The following is a 16,387-nucleotide window of genomic DNA, read 5'->3' as shown; positions in this document are numbered from 1 at the left end:
CCGCACACCCCACACCGACACCCCCAGGAGACGTCTTCGCCATGGAGACCTTCATCACGCATGCCCGCGGCATGACCGCCCGCATCGCCGAACGACGCGAGGAACAGGAGACGTTCGAGCGGCTCGCCGCCGGGCAGTCCCCGCTCGCCCTCTTCATCACCTGCTCCGACTCCCGGGTCGTGCCCTCCCTCATCACCGGGGCCCGCCCCGGCGACCTGTTCGAGCTGCGCACCGCGGGCAACGCGGTGCCCCCTTACGAGGCCGACCGGCCCGCCAGCTCGGAAGGCGCCACCATCGAGTACGCGATGCGCGTCCTGCGCGTCGCCGACATCGTGGTCTGCGGCCACTCGCACTGCGGTGCCGTCGGTGCCAAGGCCCGCGGCGAGGACCTCGCCGAACTGCCCGCCGTCCGGGACTGGCTGGACCGTCAGCTGTCCAGCGAACTGCCCGCCGACGACGGTCCTGCGGTCGCCGCCGCCGTCCAGCGCCACGTGCGCGAACAGCTGGTACGCCTGCGCGCCTACCCGTGCGTCAGCGAGCGCCTGGAGAGCGGCGACGTGCGCCTGCACGGCTGGTACTACGAGGTCCACACTGGCCTGGTGGCGGCTCATCACGCCGAGACCGACCTCTTCCTCCCGCTGTGAGAACGGGGAGATCCGGTGAAACCCACGAAAGCTGACGTACCGACCATGAAAAGGCCCTCAGTGCGTGACTTCGCCACACTGCGCGCGGACTTCACCGCGTCGATCGTGGTCTTCCTCGTCGCCGTCCCCCTGTGCGTCGGCGTGGCCGTCGCCTCCGGCGTACCGGCCGAGCTCGGTCTGGTCACCGGCATCGTCGGCGGCCTCCTGACCGGTCTGCTGCCCGGCAGCAGCCTCCAGGTCAGCGGTCCGGCCGCCGGTCTGACCGTCCTCGTCTACGAGGCCGTGCATGAGTACGGCATCGCCGCGCTCGGCGCCCTGGTGCTGATCGCCGGGCTCCTCCAGCTGGCCATGGGAGCCCTGCGGCTCGGCCGCTGGTTCCGGGCGATATCCGTGGCGGTGGTGCAGGGGATGCTCGCGGGCATCGGCCTCGTCCTCATCGCCGGGCAGCTGTACGCGCTCGTCGACGCGAAGGCCCCCGCGTCCGGCCTGGACAAGCTGGCCGAACTGCCCCGGCTCGCCGCCGACACGGCCGGCTCGGGCGACGCCCTGGCCGCGTTCGCCGTCGGCACCGGCACCATCGCCGTCCTGGTGCTGTGGCCGCGGTGGCGCAGGGCCGCCCGGGTGCTGCCCGCGCCGCTCGCCGGGGTCGCCCTGGCCACGCTCGCCGTGTTCGCCCTCGACCTGTCGGTGGCGAAGGTCGAGGTGCAGGGCCTGGTGGACGCGGTGCAGCCGCCCGGGGGAGACGCGTTCTCCGCCCTGGTGGAGGGCGGCGCCCTCGCGGGCGCGATCGGCACCGTCCTCGCCTTCACCCTGATCGCGTCCGCCGAGTCGCTGTTCAGCGCGGCCGCCGTGGACCGCATGCACAACGGCCCGCGCACCGACTACGACAAGGAGCTGATGGCCCAGGGCGCGGGCAACGCCGTGTGCGGGGCGCTCGGCGCCCTGCCGATGACCGCGGTGATCGTGCGCAGCGCCGCCAACGTGCAGGCCGGTGCCAGGACCAAGGCGTCCCGGGTGCTGCACGGAGTGTGGCTGCTCGCCTTCGCCGCGGCGTTCCCGGCGGCCCTCGGCGTCATACCGGTGGCGACGCTCGCCGGAGTCCTGATCCACGCGGGCTGGAAGCTGATCCCCGTCAAGGCGTTCGGGCCGCTGTGGCGCGAGCACCGCGGCGAGGCCCTGGTGCTCGCGGTCACCGCCCTCGCGATCGTGGCGACCAACATGTTCGAGGGCGTCCTCATCGGCCTCGCCCTCGCCATCGTCAAGACGGCCTGGGACACCTCCCACGTACACCTGGAGGTCGACGGGCTGGAGGGCACCGGCACGGTCCGCGTCCGTGTGCTCGGCAACGCCACGTTCCTGCGCCTTCCCAAGATCCTCGACCAGTTGGAGGCGCTGCCGGGCGACCGCAGGACCGAACTGGACCTGTCGGGCCTGCGCCACCTGGACCACGCCTGCTCGACGGCCCTCACCGTCTGGGCCGAACGGCACGGCACGGTGACGGCGTCCGACGGCGACACGCCGCCCGCGGGGAGCGCGTCGGACCGCCAGGAGGACGAGGACTGCGAGGAGCACGAGGAACACAAGGAGACCGCGGGAGCGCGGCGCTGACCGTGTGCCTCCGGCTCCGGCGGAGCGGGTGAGGCCCGGACGTGGATCCTCACGTCCGGGCCGCACCTTCGCATGGCCTCAGAGCTGCCCCACCTGAGTGATCCCGTGGTCGCCGACGCGGTCCTGGACGTCGGCGAGCAGGACGCGGAGCAGCTCCGCGAGCTGGGTCTGCTGCTCCGGCGTGAGCGAGGTGATCAACTCGGCGTCGCGCAGCAGGACTTGGTCCACCGTCGCCTCGACGAGCTCGTGCCCGGCCGGAGTGAGGGCGACCAGGACGGCCCGGGAGCGGTCCGGCGCCGGGGCGCGGGTGACGAGCCCCTCGCGCTCGGCGCGGGCGACGCGCTGGGAGACCGCGCCCGCCGTCACCAGACAGCGGTGGCCGATCTCGCGGGTGGTGAGCGTGTACGGAGGGCCGCTGCGGCGCAACACGCTGAGCAGGTCGAGCGTGGCGGTGTCGACCCCGGCGCGGGCGAGCACGGCCCGCCGGTCGTCGCCGAAGAGCTTGGCCAGCTGCCAGATCGGCGTGACGATCCCGATCGAGTCGACCGGGGTGCCGGGGCGCTCGCGCTGCCAGGCCTCGGCGATGGTCCGGGCCGTGGGGAGAGCGTCGGCCGCCGCCTGCGCGCCGTGTGGATCTCTTGTCACGGGGAGCCCCCTCGTACTACGTTTAGATCTAAATTTAGGCCTATATGAACGTGATCGGAGCTCAGCATATGGCACGCACCATCCTGGTCACCGGCGGCGGCACGGGCATCGGCAGGGCCGTCGCGCGGCACTTCGCCGCCCAGGGCGACAAGGTGTTCGTCACGGGCCGCAGGCCCGGGCCGATCGAGGAGCTGGCCGCCGAGACCGGCGCCAACGCCCTGGTCTGCGACCACACGCACCCCGACGACCTGCTGCGCCTCCTCGACGCCTTGCCCGAGCGCGTCGACGTACTGGTCAACAACGCGGGCGGGAACGTGGTCTTCGACGCCGACGGCAAGGCGGACCTGGCGTCCTACGCCCGGGACTTCCGCGCCAATCTGGAGGCCAACCTCATCAGCGCCGCCCTCACCACCCGCGCGGTGACGGACCGCCTGGCCGAGGGCGGCGCCGTCGTCCACATCGGCTCCATCGCGGCCGACCAGGGAGCGGGGTCCTACGGCGCCGCCAAGGCGGGCCTCGCCACCTGGAACATCAGCCTCGCGGGCGAACTCGGCGCCCGGTCCGTCACCGCGAACGTGGTCGCGCCCGGCTACATCGCCGACACCGAGTTCTTCCGCGACAAGCTCACCGGGGAGCGCCGCGGGCAGCTGGTGGCGGCCACCGCCACGGGCCGCCCGGGCACCCCCGACGACGTCGTGGGCGCGGTGGCGTTCCTCGCCTCACCGGCGGCTCGGCACATCACCGGGCAGGTCCTGCACGTGAACGGCGGCGCGCACACCACCCGCTGACCAGCGGGGACAGAGCGGGGCTCAGGGCGCGATCGGCAGCTGGCGCTTGTGCTCGGTGAGGCGGTAGCGGCGGACGATGGCCTCGAAGGCGGGTCCGTCGACCGGCTTGCCCTCCAGGAGGTCGTCGATGTCGTCGTAGGTGACGCCGAGCGCGTCCTCGTCGGGCTTGCCCGGGCTCAGCGTCTCCAGGTCCGCGGTCGGGGTCTTCCACACCAGGGCGGCGGGCGCGCCCAGGGCCTCGGCAAGGGCGCGGACGCGCCGCTTGGTGAGGCCGGTGAGCGGCACCACGTCGGCCGCGCCGTCGCCGAACTTGGTGAAGAAGCCGGACACCGCCTCCGCGGCGTGGTCGGTGCCCACGACCAGGCCCTCGTGCGCGCCCGCGACCGCGTACTGGGCCATCATGCGCTGGCGGGCCTTGATGTTGCCGTGGACGAAGTCCTGGTGGTGCGCGTCGCGGAAGGCCGTGCCTCCGGCGAGGACCGCTTCGAGGGCCGCGTCGCTCGCGGGCCGCACGTCGACGGTCAGGACCTGGTCGGGCTGGATGAAGTCGAGCGCCAGCTGCGCGTCGTGCTCGTCGGCCTGCGTGCCGTACGGCAGCCGCATCGCGAAGAACGTGGCGTCGTGCCCGGCGGCGCGGACCCGCTCGACGGCCAGCTGGCACAGCCGGCCCGCGGTCGTGGAGTCCACGCCGCCGCTGATGCCGAGGACCAGCGAGCGCAGGCCCGTGGAGGTCAGCTGGTCGGCGAGGAACGCCACCCGGCGCTCGATCTCCTGCTCCGCCTCGAAGGTCGGGCTCACCCGGAGGTCCCGGGCGATCTCCTGCTGGAGGGATATGGGCGCCATGTCGGTCACGGTCGTTCCTCGGTCGGGGTCGGCACGCGCCGTCGGCCGGGGCCGCGCGCGTCCAGGGGACGGAAGAACTCTAGAGGAAGGCCGCGCGGCGCCCGCCGCCAGGCGGCTCAGGCCTTGGTCGGCAGCTCCACGGGGGCCTCGGCCCGGCCGTCGGCCTCCTCGGCGGGGGCGGGGCGCGGTGCACGGGCCTTGAGCACCTCGTTGACGCGCTCCGCGTCGAGGTCGTTCTCCCAGCGGGCGACGACGAGCGTGGCCACGCTGTTGCCCGCGAGGTTGGTCAGGGCACGGCACTCCGACATGAACTTGTCGATGCCGAAGATGAGCATGATGCCCGCCGCGGGGACGGTGCCCACCGTGGACAGCGTCGCGGCCAGCGCGATGAAACCGGCGCCGGTGATCCCGCCGGACCCCTTCGAGGTCAGGATCATGATGGCGAGCAGCCCGAGCTGCTGACCGATGCTCAAGGGCGTGTCGGTCGCCTGGGCGATGTAGACGGCGGCCAGGGACAGATAGAGGGAGCTGCCGTCCAGGTTGAAGGAGTAGCCCGTGGGCACCGTCAGTCCGACGATGTCCCGTCTGACGCCGAGGCCCTCCAGCTTCTGCATCAGGCGCGGCAGGGCGCTCTCGGACGACGACGTGCCCAGGACCAGGACGAACTCCTCGCGCAGATAGCGGAGCAGCCGGAAGATGTTGATCCGGAGCGCGGCGGTGACCGCGCCGAGCACCACGACCACGAAGAACGCGGACGTCCCGTAGAAGAGCCCGATGAGCTGCCCGAGGCTGGTGAGGGTGGAGATGCCGTACGCGCCGATCGTGTAGGCCATCGCACCGAAGGCGCCCACGGGAGCGGCCAGCATCACATAGTGGAGGATCTTGAAGGCGACGGCACTGAGGCGGTGGACGCCTTCGACGATCGGTTCGCCGACGGGACCGACGGCCTTGAGGGCGACGCCGAAGAGCACCGAGAGGAAGATGACCTGGAGGACGTTGCCCTCGGCGAAGGCGCCCACGGCGCTGTGCGGGACGATGTCGGTGAGGAAGTGCCACCAGTCCTGGTCCTGCCCGTCCTTGACGTACTGCCGCGCGTCGCCTTCGAGGCGCAGCTCGCCCGGGTCGGCGTGGACGCCCGCGCCGGGCTGGAAGACGTTGACGGCGACCAGTCCCACGAGCAGGGCGGCGAGCGTCCCGGCCTGGAAGTAGAGCAGGGACTTCAGCCCCACGCGGCCGACGCGGCCGAGGCTGTCGACGCCGCCGATGCCCGCCACGACGGTCAGGAAGACGATCGGGGCGATGAGCATCTTGATGGCGGCGACAAACGTGGTGCCCACCGGCTCCAGGGCGGTGCCGACCGAGGGCCACAGCCAGCCGGTGAGCACCCCGGTGACGATGGCGGTCAGGACCCAGAAGTAGAGCTGCCGGTACCAGGGCCGCTTGGGCGCGGGTGCCGCTGCGGGGGACGCGGGTGCTGCCATGGCGTTTCTCCTCGTCGAGGAACGGGCGCAACCGGCCTTCGGGCTGCTCGCGGCGGCCGCCGGCGGCTCAGGGGGCGGGGGTCAGAGAAGTTCGAGGACCTTGTCGGTGAAGGCGGCGGTCGTGGCGGTGCCGCCGAGGTCGGCGGTGCGCACGTCGGTCTTCGCGAGGACGCCCGCGACGGCGTCGGTGACGTCCTTGGCCGCCGCGGGGTGGCCCAGGTGGTCGAGCATCAGGGCCGCCGACCAGATCGCGCCCAGCGGGTTGGCGACTCCTCGGCCCGCGATGTCGGGCGCCGAACCGTGCACCGGCTCGAACATCGAGGGGAACTCCCGCTCGGGGTTGAGGTTCGCGGCCGGGGCGATCCCGATGGACCCGGCGATCGCGGCCGCGAGATCGCTGAGGATGTCACCGAAGAGGTTGGAGGCGACCACCACGTCGAACCGGCCCGGGGCGAGGACGAACTTCGCCGCGAGGGCGTCGATGTGCTCCTGCTCCCAGGCGACCCGGGGGAAGCGGGGCGCGCGCTCGGCGACGAGTTCGTCCCAGAAGGGCATGGTGTGCACGATGCCGTTCGACTTCGTGGCCGAGGTCAGGCGGCCGCCCCGGCGCGCCGCGAGGTCGAAGGCGTAGTCGAGGACCCGGCTGACACCGGCCCGCGTGAACACGGCCTCCTGCACGGCGAGTTCCTCCGGGAAGCCGCTGTTGAAGCGGCCGCCGACCTGGCTGTACTCGCCCTCCACGTTCTCGCGGACGACCACGAAGTCGACCTCACCGGCGCGCGCGTTCCGCACGGGGCTCTCGATGCCCTCGAAGACGCGGATGGGCCGGAGGTTGACGTACTGGCGAAAGCCCCGCCGGATCGGGATCAGCAGGCCCCACAGCGAGACGTGGTCGGGCACCTCGGGGTGGCCCACCGCGCCCAGCAGGATGGCGTCCTTGTCGCGCAGCTGGTCGAGGCCGTCGTCCGGCATCATCGCGCCCTCGCGCAGATACCGCTCGCAGGACCAGTCGTCGTACGAGGTGTAGGTGAGGCCGAAGCCGTGGCGGCGGCCGAGGACGTCGAGGACCTGCTGCGCGGCGGGCAGCACCTCGGTGCCGATGCCGTCGCCGGGGATCAGGGCGATGCGGTGGTTCGTCATGCCGTCGATTCCAGCAACGGGCCCGGACCGGCGTCCAAGACGCATACCGGATCTGCCTGATAGGCGGGCCTTATCAGGCGGCCCCGTCCGGGGCGCGGGACGCGACGGCGGCCGCGGCGAACGCGGCCGCGGCCGGGGACAGCACGCCGCGCCTGCTGACCAGGGCGATGTCGAGCGTGGTCGCGGGCTCGATGTCCAGGACGCGGGCGCCCGCCCGCCGGGCGAACTCCCGCCAGGAGTCCGTGACGACGGCGAGCCCGACCCCGGCCAGGACCAGCGGCAGCAGGGCCACCCGGTGCTCGGTCTCCGCGGCCACGGTGAAGTCGACGCCCCGCTCGCGCAGCGCGTCGACGTAGGCGCGCATGCCGGTGCCCGGCTGCCCGACGATCAGCCGCTGCCCGGTCAGCTCCGCGCAGTCGAGCGCGTCCCGCCCGGCGAAGGGGCCGCCGGGCGGCACCACGAGCACGAACCGCTGCCGCCCGAGCACGTGCGCGGCGACCTCCTTCTCCGGCACCGCCCCGGCGGTCGCGAGCAGCCCCAGCTCGACCGCGCCCGTCCGCACCATGTCGATGACGTCCCGCGCGGTGAAGGCCGCCTTCACGGCCACCGAGACGCCCGGGTGGTCGTCGCTGAACGCACGGATCAGCGTGGTGAGCGGCTCCACCGCCTGCGACGGCATGGAGGTGATGTCGAGGCGGCCCGCGCGCAGTTCGCGCACGGCGTCGACGCTGGCCCGCGCGGTGTGCAGGCTCCGCACGGCCGCGCGCGCCGGTTCGATGAGGGCCCGGCCCGCCTCGGTGAGGACCGCCCGGCGGCCGATGCGGTGGAAGAGCTCCGTGCCGATGTCACGCTCCAGGGCCCGGACGGCCTGCGAGAGCGAGGGCTGCGACACGTAGAGCGTCGCGGCGGCGCGGTTGAACCCGCCGCGGTCGACGATCGCCAGGAAGTACTCCAGCTGCCGGACATCCATAGGCGCACCCTCTCAGAACCGCTGCCGCGGCCCGCTTCCCAGGGGCCCGGGGTGTATCGCGGGCGTATCGAAAAGCACATACGCCGCCGCAACGGTCCGCCGTCTTGAGTGGGGGCGAGGGCCACCTCCGGCGAAGGCCCTGACCCGGCGCAGCAAGGGTCGGTCGGCCGAACAGAAGCCGACCAGAAGCCAAGGAGACAGGGAACGTGACCATGGACTCGGATTCCGTACGCGGCATCGACCGGCGGCGGCTGCTCGGGTGGAGCGGCCTCGCGGCCGCGGGCGCGGCGGCGTCCGGCGCGCAGCTGGTGACCGCCCGCCCCGGCCACGCGGCCCCCGCCCCGACCGATCCCGACGCGATCCCACCGGACGCCCGGCCCGGCGGAGCCTACGACCGGTACGTGGCGAAGCTGGCCGCGGAGGACAAGTTCTCCGGCGTGATCCTGCTGTCGCACCGGGGCCGGACGGTGCTGTCGCGCAGCTACGGCATGGCCGACAAGGAGAAGGGGGTCCGCAACCACGAGGGCGTCGCCTTCTCCCTCAGCTCGGCGGGCAAGCCGTTCGGCGCGGTGGCCGTCCTGCAGCTGGTGCAGCGGGGCGAGGTGAAGCTGTGGGACACGGTGGGCACCTATCTGACGGGCTTCGCCAAAGAGGTCGCCGAGAAGGTGACCCTCCACCACCTGCTCTCCGGCACCTCCGGGCTGAGCAACCCGGACGTCGACGTGCGGCGCGTCTTCCAGAGCCGGGAGGAGGTGCGCGAGTACAACGAGCGGTGGGCCCGGCAGGCCGAGCTGGTGGCCGCCCCCGGCACCCCCACCGACCACGTCGGCGCCGAGGTCGCCATCCCCGCGCAGATCGTGGAGGCCGTGACCGGCACGACGTACTGGGACTACGTCGAGGAACACGTCTTCCGGCGCTGCGGAATGACCGGCTCGGCGTTCTGCACCAGACCGCGGTGGCTCACCGACAAGCGCGTCGCGCACCCGTACATGGAGCTGGCCGACGGCAGCCGTGTCGACGCCCTCCGCAACCTGGACAAGGGCAGCCCGAGCCCGCACCAGCCGGGCAAGAACCCGGGCCGCAACTTCATCGACGCCCCCGGGGACGGCGGCTTCGCCACCGCGCCCGACCTGGTCCGGTTCGCGCACGCCCTGGCCGACGGCACGGTCCTCGACCGGCCCTACGCCGAGGTGCTGACCGCGGCCAAGTTGCCCCTTCCTCCTCAGCAGGGCGGCCTGCGGAACGGCCGGTCGCCGTCCGCCGACGCGGGGTTCGCGGCCTACTCGATGCCGGTCCACATCACCAACGGCCAGTGGTTGTGGGGGCGTGCCGGCGGCGACCCCGGTGTCGGCGCCAGCTGGAACATCTACCCGGACACCGGCTGGGTCGGCGTCATCCTCAGCAACTGCGACGGCGTGCCGCTGTGGGAGATCATCGACCAGGAGATCAAGGCCATCACCGGCAGCCGCTGACCGTACGCTCGACACCGCGGAACCCTCCCGCACAACCGGTGAGTTGTGCCGGAGGGTGCTGAACGCTGAGCGCGGTTCACTCGGGCAGAGGGGGGACTTCCCTTCCTAGCCGATGCGCTTCGTGGGGGAGTAGTACAACTTGGACCCGGCTCCCGGAGTCCAGACCGCGCCGAAGCCCTGTACATATGACCCCGGGGTCGCTCTCTGGGTCGCGCTGAGGCACAGAAGGGTCTTGTTCTCCTGGAGCCCCTCGTAGCAATTCTGGCCCCCGCGCGCGTCGCGGTTCTCGATCACGTAGGTCGCCGCCGTAGGGCTCTCCGGGGCGTTGACTGTCACGATGGTCGCGCCTTGGAACGCCGTGCCGTTGATGATGACGCACTGCTGGATGTAGGCACGGTCTTGTTTCACGGTGTCGGAGCAGTGCCAGTTGTCCTTGATTCCCGTGAACGTGAACCAGGGAGTGTCGGCGGCGCTGGCGTTCGAGCTGAATCCGATGACGGCCGCCGCGGTGGCGCCGAGCACGGCGATGGACTTCTTGAAGGTACGCACAGTGATCCCCTCGTGGGCAGGACAGGCTTGAGGTTCCGGGTGGACGTGCACGGTCGGTGGCGGCGCCTACTTGATGGGCACCGTGGGTGACATGTGCCAGGTGGGGCCCGTCGCCCCGACGATGACTTCCGCTGCCCCTTGTACGTAGGAACCGCGGGCGGCCCGGAGCGTTTCGCTGAGGCACAGGACTGTCGTGTCGGAGATCGGGCCGGCGCAGGAGACGCGGCCGTCCGATGTGCGGTTCTTGATCGCGGAGGTGTAGGACTGCGCGGTCACCGAGGAGTTGGTGGTGATGATGGTGGCGCCTTGATAGGCGATCCCATTGACTATCACGCACTGCTGGACGTAGGCACTTCCCTGTTTCTCCGTCGGGGAGCAGGTCCAGTTGCTCTTTATCCCGTCGAAGGGGTACCAGGGGTAATCCGCCGCCCCGGCACTGGGGGCGGATCCGATGACGGCTGCCGCGGTCACACTCAGCGCGGCAACGTACCTCTTGAGCTTTCGCATGGCGCCCTTTGCTCGAACGAAAGACTTACGGAACTGAGATTTTCGGAACGACCAGTGCCGTATACTGGCACAGTGGAGAAAGCAGCGCAACCAACTGGACGCCCCCGTGAGAGCCGCGTGGATCACGCAGTCGCCGCCGCCGCCCGCGAGTTGCTGGCCGAGGTGGGCTACGGGCGAGTGACGGTGGACGCGGTGGCCGCCCGCGCCGGGGTCGGCAAAGCCGCGATCTACCGGCGGTACGCGACCAAGCAGGAGATGCTCTTCGCGGCAGTCGTGCACGACGCCCCCGTGGCGGCCCCGCCCGACACCGGTTCCCTGCGCGGCGATCTGACCGCCCTGGCTCACGTCATCGTCGGCCAGCTCGCGGACCCGGCGGGATCCAGCGTCGTGCTCAACCTGATGGCTGAGGCGTCCAGCAACCCCGGCCTCGTGGAGCGGTTCTCCCCCGCCTTCATCGACTCGCAGCGCACCGTGATCACCCTGCTCGTCGAACGCGCCGTACACCGCGGCGAACTGGCGGAGCTGCCCGACCTCGACCTGCTCCACGCACTGCTCGGCGGCACGGCCCTGTCCTGGCTGCACATCCTGCGCCACGACCCGCACGACCTGCCGGACAAGCTCGCCGGTCTGGCGTGCGCGGCACTGGGGCACGCCTGACCTGATGACCCGAAGGTGTGCCTCGCCGTGCGCGAAGGGCGGTTCAGTGTGCACGCACACCAAGTGCCCCACGCGGCCCGCGCGCGGCGTGCGCGTCCCTCGCCGACTGACCGTGGGATGGGGGCGGTCGACGTCCTTCGCCGAGCTGTCCGAGACGGGCTACGCCGTGGTCCGCGTGGACCGCGATCAGCCGGAGGGCGGCACGGGGACCGTGAACGCGTCAGGCTTCGCCGACGAGGACTGCGACGGGACGTCGTGCTCCTACCTCGTGCAGAGCCCCGAGTTCACCCTGACGGCAGTCGGCAGCGGGATGCGGTTCGTGGAGTGGCAGGACGCGTGTGAGGGCAGTGACACACAGTGCACGCCACCGCTCACCGGCGACCAGCGGGTCGTCGCGGTCTTCGAGTCACCCACCACGTCATCCGCGCCGCCACCGGACGGCACCAGGTCGACGACGTCCGCTCCTCCCGAGCCGGGGCAGGAGCGCACCCGGCGTCCACAGCCCCGGGCCGGGCGGTTACCCGAGCCACACCCCTGCCCGCATGAGCACCCGCCCGGAGAGTTCGCCCTCGCCGCGCCAGGCCAGCACGGTGTCCGGGGTCACCCGCAGATAGGCGTACGGCCCCTCGGCCGTTCGCGGGTCCCAGCCGAACTTCGCCGCGAATCCGGCCGCGCCCTCCTCCGGCACCTCCGGTGCGGGGAAGCAGTCCGCCGTCCCGCGCAGCTGCACCACGTCGAAGGTATCCGGCAGGGCCAGGCGTACGCGGGGGTCTGTGCGGAGGTTGCGCGCGGTCGCGGTGGTCTCGCCGGTGCACAGCCACAGCGCGCGCCCGTCCCACCAGAACCACAGGGGCACTTGGTGCGGGCCCCGCTCCGGGTGGGCGGTGGACACCCAGACGTCCCGTTCGCGGCCCAGGCGTGCCAGTGTGTCGCGGGTGCGTTCCCGCACGTCGCGGCGGGTGTTGTCGGTGCTCTGCATGAGGAGCGACCGTAGCCGGTGGTGCGGGGAGCGCGCATGGGGCACCGGACCTACGTCCGAGGTCCGAGACCGCCCGGAGGGTCAGGGGCGCACGTACGCGTTGAGCGGTGACACCCCGTCCATGTCGACCTGGAGCCCGCGCAGCGCCTCGGAGTGCAGGAACGTGCGCGTCGGCACGTACAGCGGCACGGCCGCCGCCTCCTCCATCACGCGACGGTCGACCCGCGACCACAGCTCGCCCGCCGCGGTCACGGAGCCCGCGTCGTCGGCCGCCTCGATCGCGTCGTCGACTTCGGAGTTCTTGAGGCGGGAGTAGTTCGACGAGGCGGGGGCCGCGGTCTCGCTGTCGAAGTAGTCCGGCAGGAACGAGGAGGCGACGGGAAGGCCACCGCCGACGGCCATGCGGAACAGGTCGTACTTGCCGTCGCCCGCGTTCTTGAAGTAGTCGGCCGTCTTGTCCTGCTTGAGCTCGACCCGGAAACCCGCCTGCTTCAGTGCCGCCTCGATCGCCTCGGCGCGCTTGGCGTCCGCCTCCGTCCCGTAGCCGAGGGTGATCCGGTAGCCGCTCTTGCCCGCGTCCTTGAGGAGCGCACGCGCCTTGGCGGGGGACCCGCGCTCCCCGGCGTCGTACAGGTCGAAGGGGCGGGCCCCGCGCACGCCCGGGGGCAGCAGGTTGTGCTGGACCGTCCCGTTCTCGCCGCTCGCCGCGAGGACGTCGGCCGCGGGCAGCGCGGTGGCGACGGCCTTGCGGACCGCGCGGTTCTTCACCCGCTGCGTGTTGATCATGTATGTCTGCACGTACGGGGAGGGCGCCGTCAGACGGCCCGCGCCGGAGGCCTCGTCGAGGTCGCCCTTGGCGAGGGTGCCGGTGAACGACATGACCGCCTCGCCCGGCCGCGCCGCCAGCGTGCGGGACTTGATCCGGTCGACGGTGACGCCGCCCTCCATCCGGTACGTGTCCGGATAGGCGGTGCGCAACGGGTCGGTGGCCGCCCGCCAGGCGGGGTTGCGCGTGAGGACGAGGTCCTTGCCGCCCTGGTAGGCGTTGATCTGGTAAGGGCCGGTGGACGGCAGCGTCCCGGAGTTCACCGGGGTGTCCTTGACCTTGTCGGGCAGGGGGGCGCCGGTGGGGCCCGCGAGCGCGACGTTGAAGTCCGGGCGGGCGGCTTCGAGATGGAAGACGATCGTCCGGTCGTTGGGCGTCTCGATGGCGCCCGGCGGCAGCGAGCGGGTGCTGGTCCCCGTGGTGGCGTCCTTGCCGAGGAGCCAGCTGCGTACGGTCTTGTCGCCGATGGAGAACTGCGGGCCGAGGGTGCGCTCGACGGCGTGGGCGAAGTCCTTGGCGCGCACGGGAAGTCCGTCGTTGTACGTCAGCCCCTCCTTGAGGGTGAACGTCCAGGTCCGGCCGCCCGCCGTGGGCCGCCCGGCGTCGGTGGCCAGATCGCCGACGAGCTTGACCGAGCCGTCGGGCAGCGTCTTGAGGCCCGTCAGGCTGCGGTAGACGAGGCGCGAGATGAGGCGGTCGCTGCCCGACCACATCGTGCCCGGGTCGATGGTGGTGGGCTCGTAGGGGTCGAGGACCGTGACGGAGCCGCCCCTGCGGGCGCCGCCGACGGCGGGCGAGGGGCCCTTGGAGTCCGCGGCCGTGCCGATGGTCAGCGTCTCGGTCCTGGCCTGCTCGGCCACCGCGGGGCCCTTGGCGCCGGTCCGGCCGTCCTTCCCGCCGCCGGTCCCGCGGCCGTCCGAACTGCCTGAGCCGCCGTCCTTCGCCGTCTTGTCGGTGTCGCCTGCGCCGTCCTTGTCGAAGGGGTTGACGACGGCGAGCACGGCGACGAGCGCCGCGACGGCGACGGCCGCCCCGGCCGGAAGCCACCATCTGCGCCACCACGGACGGGGCCCGCTCCCGGCCGCGACCAGCGGCTGCGGCACGGGCCACGGCGTCGGCGGGCCCTGGGGCATGGGCGGGGCGAGCGGGTACTCGGCCGCTCCCACGGGCTCCAGGGGCGCGGCCTGGGGCGTGGGCACGGGCTCGGGTGCGGGCGGGGGCACCGGCACGGGCCGGAGCCCCGCCGTGCGCGCGAGGGCCTCAAGGGCCTGACGGGCCTCGTCGGCGCTGGGCCTGCCGGTCGGGTCCTTCGTCAGCGTCCGGCCGACGAAGGCGTCCCACTCCGGGGTGAGTTCCGGCCGCCGTGCGGAGGGCGGGTCCGGGGCCTCGTACACATGACAGTGCATCAGGGCGGCCTCGGACGGCGCGTCGAAGGGCGGCGATCCGGTGAGCATCTCGTGGACCATGCAGCCCAGCGAGTACACGTCGGTGCGTCCGTCGGCGGGCCCGCGCGTGAACCGCTCGGGGGCCATGTAGTGCAGCGTGCCGATGGGGGAGTCGGAGGTGCGGGTGAGGTAGCCGCCGGTCGCCCCGGTCGCGTCGAGGAACTTGGCGATGCCGAAGTCGAGGACCTTCACCGTGCCCTCGTCGGTGACGATCACGTTGGCCGGTTTGATGTCCCGGTGCACGATGCCCGCCCGGTGGGCCACGGCGAGGGCCCGGCACACCTGCCCCGCGATGTCCGCCACCCGCTCCGGCGCGAGGCCGTCGCCCTCGGTGAGCAGCGCGTTCACCGTACGGCCCGTGAGCAGCGGCATCACGAGGTACGGGACGTCGCCGTCCGCGCCGTGGTCGAAGACCGGCACGATGTACGAGCTGTCGAGCGCCGCCGCGGCCCGCGCCTCGCGGACGAAGAGCGCCAGCATCCGCTCCCGCTCGGGTCCCGACGTGTGCCGGGGCAGTCCGAGCAGCTTGACGGCCACGTCCCGGTCGAGGCGCGCGTCGCGGGCCCGCCAGACGGCGCCCATGCCTCCCGCGCCTATCCGCTCCGTGAGCGTGTACCGCCCGTCCAGGACCGTGCCGCGCATTTCCTACCCCAACCCCCGAAAGGCACGCCCGCCGTGGGCGGCAAGGTCAATTTACCCGTGCCGTGGCGGAGTTGGAGAGGTTTGGTGACGCGGACGCGGACGACTGCGTCTCATCGGCGTTTCGCCGAGGCCTGACCGGCGCCTTCCCGGCGTCTCGACGGCGTCTTCCCGGCGTCTCGTCGGCCGCAACGGCCCCGGGCCCGGCGGCTCTTCAGGCGAGCTGGAGGCGGTCGTCGAGCCCGGCGGCCTTGAAGGCGGCCACGACGTCGTTGCGGCCCTCGGTGAAGTGGGCCCAGCTGTCGCAGTGCACGGGCACGACCCTGCGCGCCCCGAGGATCGCGGCGGCCTCGGCGGCCTGGGCGCTGTCGAGGACCAGCAGGGCGCCGTCGAAGACAGGGACGCGCGGCGCCCCGGCGAAGAGGATCGCGGTGTCCACGGGGCCGAAGCGCGCGGCGATCTCGCGGACCAGGCCGAGCGAGGCGTTGTCCCCGCTCACGTACACCGTGGGCAGATCGGCCGAGGTCAGGACGAAGCCGACGACCTCGCCGACGGTGGCCTCGACCTCCTCGGCGCCGAGCTCCTCCGGGCCGTGCAGCGCGGGCACGCCCGTCACGGTCACCGTCCTGCCGTCGGGCCGGTCGAGGTCGACCGACGCCCACGGGGCCAGGCCCTGCGCGGCGCCGCCGAGGCGACGGGCGCCGCTGGGGGTGGTGAGGGTGAGGGGTGTCTCCGCGAGGAGGGCCCGGCCGGACTCGTCGAGATTGTCGGGGTGTTCGTCGTGCGAGAGCAGGACGACGTCGATGCGGCCGAGCTCGGCGGGCGTGGCCGCGGCGGGCGCGGTCTTGACCAGCTCGCCGCCCGGTACCGGGTAGCTGCGGGGTGCGTCGAAGGTGGGGTCGGTGAGGAACGTCAGACCGCCGTACTCGAAGAGTGCGGTGGGGCCGCCGAAGACGCGTACGGGAATCCGCTCGCCGCGCGTTCCGGCAGCGGCCGTGGGCGAGTTGGGGGGCGTCGTCGACGGGGCGGAAGCAGCTGAGGGAGAGCCGGAAGCGGCCGAGGAGGGGCCGGAAGAAGCCGAGGAGGAGTCGGAAGAAGCCATGGGAGAGCACACCTCACGGATGAGTAGTGGTGTATCCGTGAGGTGAAGCTAGTTGTTTCTCATGGATGAGCGCAAGCCATAACATGAGAGTC

The 16,387-nt window shown here is 72.4% G+C and carries 15 protein-coding genes; 5 read left to right on the top strand and 10 right to left on the bottom strand.

The window, feature by feature from the left end:
• Positions 1-41 precede the first annotated feature (41 nt).
• A complete protein-coding gene (locus tag MQV74_RS03585) occupies positions 42-644 on the top strand; it encodes a carbonic anhydrase (protein ID WP_242714544.1) in 603 nt (200 codons plus the stop codon).
• Between the two features lie 45 nt (positions 645-689).
• Positions 690-2,252: a SulP family inorganic anion transporter gene (locus tag MQV74_RS03580; protein WP_242714543.1), complete on the top strand. Its 1,563-nt coding sequence runs from the start codon at positions 690-692 to the stop codon at positions 2,250-2,252.
• 78 nt (positions 2,253-2,330) lie between these two features.
• On the opposite strand, the gene MQV74_RS03575 is transcribed toward MQV74_RS03580, so the two are convergent.
• Positions 2,331-2,897 carry a MarR family winged helix-turn-helix transcriptional regulator gene (locus tag MQV74_RS03575; RefSeq protein WP_242714542.1) on the bottom strand — a complete coding sequence of 189 codons (567 nt, stop codon included), beginning with the start codon at positions 2,895-2,897 and terminating at the stop codon, positions 2,331-2,333.
• 68 nt (positions 2,898-2,965) lie between these two features.
• Between MQV74_RS03575 and MQV74_RS03570 the strand changes: the two genes are divergently transcribed.
• Positions 2,966-3,685, top strand: coding sequence for an SDR family NAD(P)-dependent oxidoreductase (locus tag MQV74_RS03570; protein WP_242714541.1), 720 nt, complete (start codon positions 2,966-2,968; stop codon positions 3,683-3,685).
• 21 nt (positions 3,686-3,706) lie between these two features.
• Here the strand turns inward: MQV74_RS03570 and nadE are convergent, their stop codons facing one another.
• The 4 genes from nadE to MQV74_RS03550 all read right to left on the bottom strand — a co-directional run bounded on the left by nadE (position 3,707) and on the right by MQV74_RS03550 (position 8,119).
• Positions 3,707-4,528 carry an ammonia-dependent NAD(+) synthetase gene (nadE, locus tag MQV74_RS03565; RefSeq protein ID WP_278194076.1) on the bottom strand — a complete coding sequence of 274 codons (822 nt, stop codon included), beginning with the start codon at positions 4,526-4,528 and terminating at the stop codon, positions 3,707-3,709.
• A gap of 116 nt (positions 4,529-4,644) precedes the next feature.
• Complete coding sequence (gene dctA / locus MQV74_RS03560; RefSeq protein WP_242714540.1) at positions 4,645-6,009, bottom strand: C4-dicarboxylate transporter DctA; 1,365 nt, start codon at positions 6,007-6,009, stop codon at positions 4,645-4,647.
• 81 nt (positions 6,010-6,090) lie between these two features.
• Positions 6,091-7,149 carry a tartrate dehydrogenase gene (locus MQV74_RS03555; protein WP_242714539.1) on the bottom strand — a complete coding sequence of 353 codons (1,059 nt, stop codon included), beginning with the start codon at positions 7,147-7,149 and terminating at the stop codon, positions 6,091-6,093.
• Positions 7,150-7,222: 73 nt separating this feature from the next.
• Positions 7,223-8,119 carry a LysR family transcriptional regulator gene (locus MQV74_RS03550; RefSeq protein WP_242714538.1) on the bottom strand — a complete coding sequence of 299 codons (897 nt, stop codon included), beginning with the start codon at positions 8,117-8,119 and terminating at the stop codon, positions 7,223-7,225.
• A gap of 212 nt (positions 8,120-8,331) precedes the next feature.
• On the opposite strand from MQV74_RS03550, the gene MQV74_RS03545 reads away from it, so the two are divergent.
• Complete coding sequence (locus MQV74_RS03545; protein WP_242728494.1) at positions 8,332-9,591, top strand: serine hydrolase domain-containing protein; 1,260 nt, start codon at positions 8,332-8,334, stop codon at positions 9,589-9,591.
• 105 nt (positions 9,592-9,696) lie between these two features.
• On the opposite strand, the gene MQV74_RS03540 is transcribed toward MQV74_RS03545, so the two are convergent.
• Positions 9,697-10,140 carry a hypothetical protein gene (locus tag MQV74_RS03540; protein ID WP_242714537.1) on the bottom strand — a complete coding sequence of 148 codons (444 nt, stop codon included), beginning with the start codon at positions 10,138-10,140 and terminating at the stop codon, positions 9,697-9,699.
• A 66-nt stretch (positions 10,141-10,206) separates the two neighbouring features.
• Complete coding sequence (locus MQV74_RS03535) at positions 10,207-10,647, bottom strand: hypothetical protein (protein ID WP_242714536.1); 441 nt, start codon at positions 10,645-10,647, stop codon at positions 10,207-10,209.
• 117 nt (positions 10,648-10,764) lie between these two features.
• Between MQV74_RS03535 and MQV74_RS03530 the strand changes: the two genes are divergently transcribed.
• A complete protein-coding gene (locus MQV74_RS03530; RefSeq protein ID WP_242714535.1) occupies positions 10,765-11,304 on the top strand; it encodes a TetR/AcrR family transcriptional regulator in 540 nt (179 codons plus the stop codon).
• 517 nt (positions 11,305-11,821) lie between these two features.
• Here MQV74_RS03530 and MQV74_RS03525 read toward each other — a convergent pair.
• The 3 genes from MQV74_RS03525 to MQV74_RS03515 form a co-directional block, all read right to left on the bottom strand.
• Positions 11,822-12,283 (bottom strand): pyridoxamine 5'-phosphate oxidase family protein, encoded by a 462-nt coding sequence (locus MQV74_RS03525; RefSeq protein WP_242714534.1) that lies wholly within the window; start codon positions 12,281-12,283, stop codon positions 11,822-11,824.
• Between the two features lie 81 nt (positions 12,284-12,364).
• A complete protein-coding gene (locus MQV74_RS03520) occupies positions 12,365-15,196 on the bottom strand; it encodes an ABC transporter substrate-binding protein (RefSeq protein ID WP_242714533.1) in 2,832 nt (943 codons plus the stop codon).
• Positions 15,197-15,407: 211 nt separating this feature from the next.
• Complete coding sequence (locus MQV74_RS03515; protein ID WP_242714532.1) at positions 15,408-16,295, bottom strand: MBL fold metallo-hydrolase; 888 nt, start codon at positions 16,293-16,295, stop codon at positions 15,408-15,410.
• Between the last annotated feature and the right edge of the window lie 92 nt (positions 16,296-16,387).

The sequence above is a fragment of the Streptomyces sp. AN091965 genome (assembly GCF_022698285.1).
Classification (GTDB): domain Bacteria; phylum Actinomycetota; class Actinomycetes; order Streptomycetales; family Streptomycetaceae; genus Streptomyces.
Note: the sequence above shows the minus strand (reverse complement) of the source record. Positions and strands in the feature narration are given on the sequence as shown.

What these genes read in the sequence shown, in the direction of transcription:
- MQV74_RS03555 (WP_242714539.1), bottom strand. Translation starts at nt 7,149, where the DNA reads ATGACGAACCACCGCATCGCCCTGATCCCCGGCGACGGCATCGGCACC.
- MQV74_RS03580 (WP_242714543.1), top strand. Translation starts at nt 690, where the DNA reads ATGAAAAGGCCCTCAGTGCGTGACTTCGCCACACTGCGCGCGGACTTC.
- MQV74_RS03515 (WP_242714532.1), bottom strand. Translation starts at nt 16,295, where the DNA reads ATGGCTTCTTCCGACTCCTCCTCGGCTTCTTCCGGCCCCTCCTCGGCC.
- MQV74_RS03585 (WP_242714544.1), top strand. Translation starts at nt 42, where the DNA reads ATGGAGACCTTCATCACGCATGCCCGCGGCATGACCGCCCGCATCGCC.
- MQV74_RS03545 (WP_242728494.1), top strand. Translation starts at nt 8,332, where the DNA reads ATGGACTCGGATTCCGTACGCGGCATCGACCGGCGGCGGCTGCTCGGG.
- MQV74_RS03550 (WP_242714538.1), bottom strand. Translation starts at nt 8,119, where the DNA reads ATGGATGTCCGGCAGCTGGAGTACTTCCTGGCGATCGTCGACCGCGGC.
- nadE (WP_278194076.1), bottom strand. Translation starts at nt 4,528, where the DNA reads ATGGCGCCCATATCCCTCCAGCAGGAGATCGCCCGGGACCTCCGGGTG.
- MQV74_RS03535 (WP_242714536.1), bottom strand. Translation starts at nt 10,647, where the DNA reads ATGCGAAAGCTCAAGAGGTACGTTGCCGCGCTGAGTGTGACCGCGGCA.
- dctA (WP_242714540.1), bottom strand. Translation starts at nt 6,009, where the DNA reads ATGGCAGCACCCGCGTCCCCCGCAGCGGCACCCGCGCCCAAGCGGCCC.
- MQV74_RS03570 (WP_242714541.1), top strand. Translation starts at nt 2,966, where the DNA reads ATGGCACGCACCATCCTGGTCACCGGCGGCGGCACGGGCATCGGCAGG.
- MQV74_RS03525 (WP_242714534.1), bottom strand. Translation starts at nt 12,283, where the DNA reads ATGCAGAGCACCGACAACACCCGCCGCGACGTGCGGGAACGCACCCGC.
- MQV74_RS03520 (WP_242714533.1), bottom strand. Translation starts at nt 15,196, where the DNA reads ATGCGCGGCACGGTCCTGGACGGGCGGTACACGCTCACGGAGCGGATA.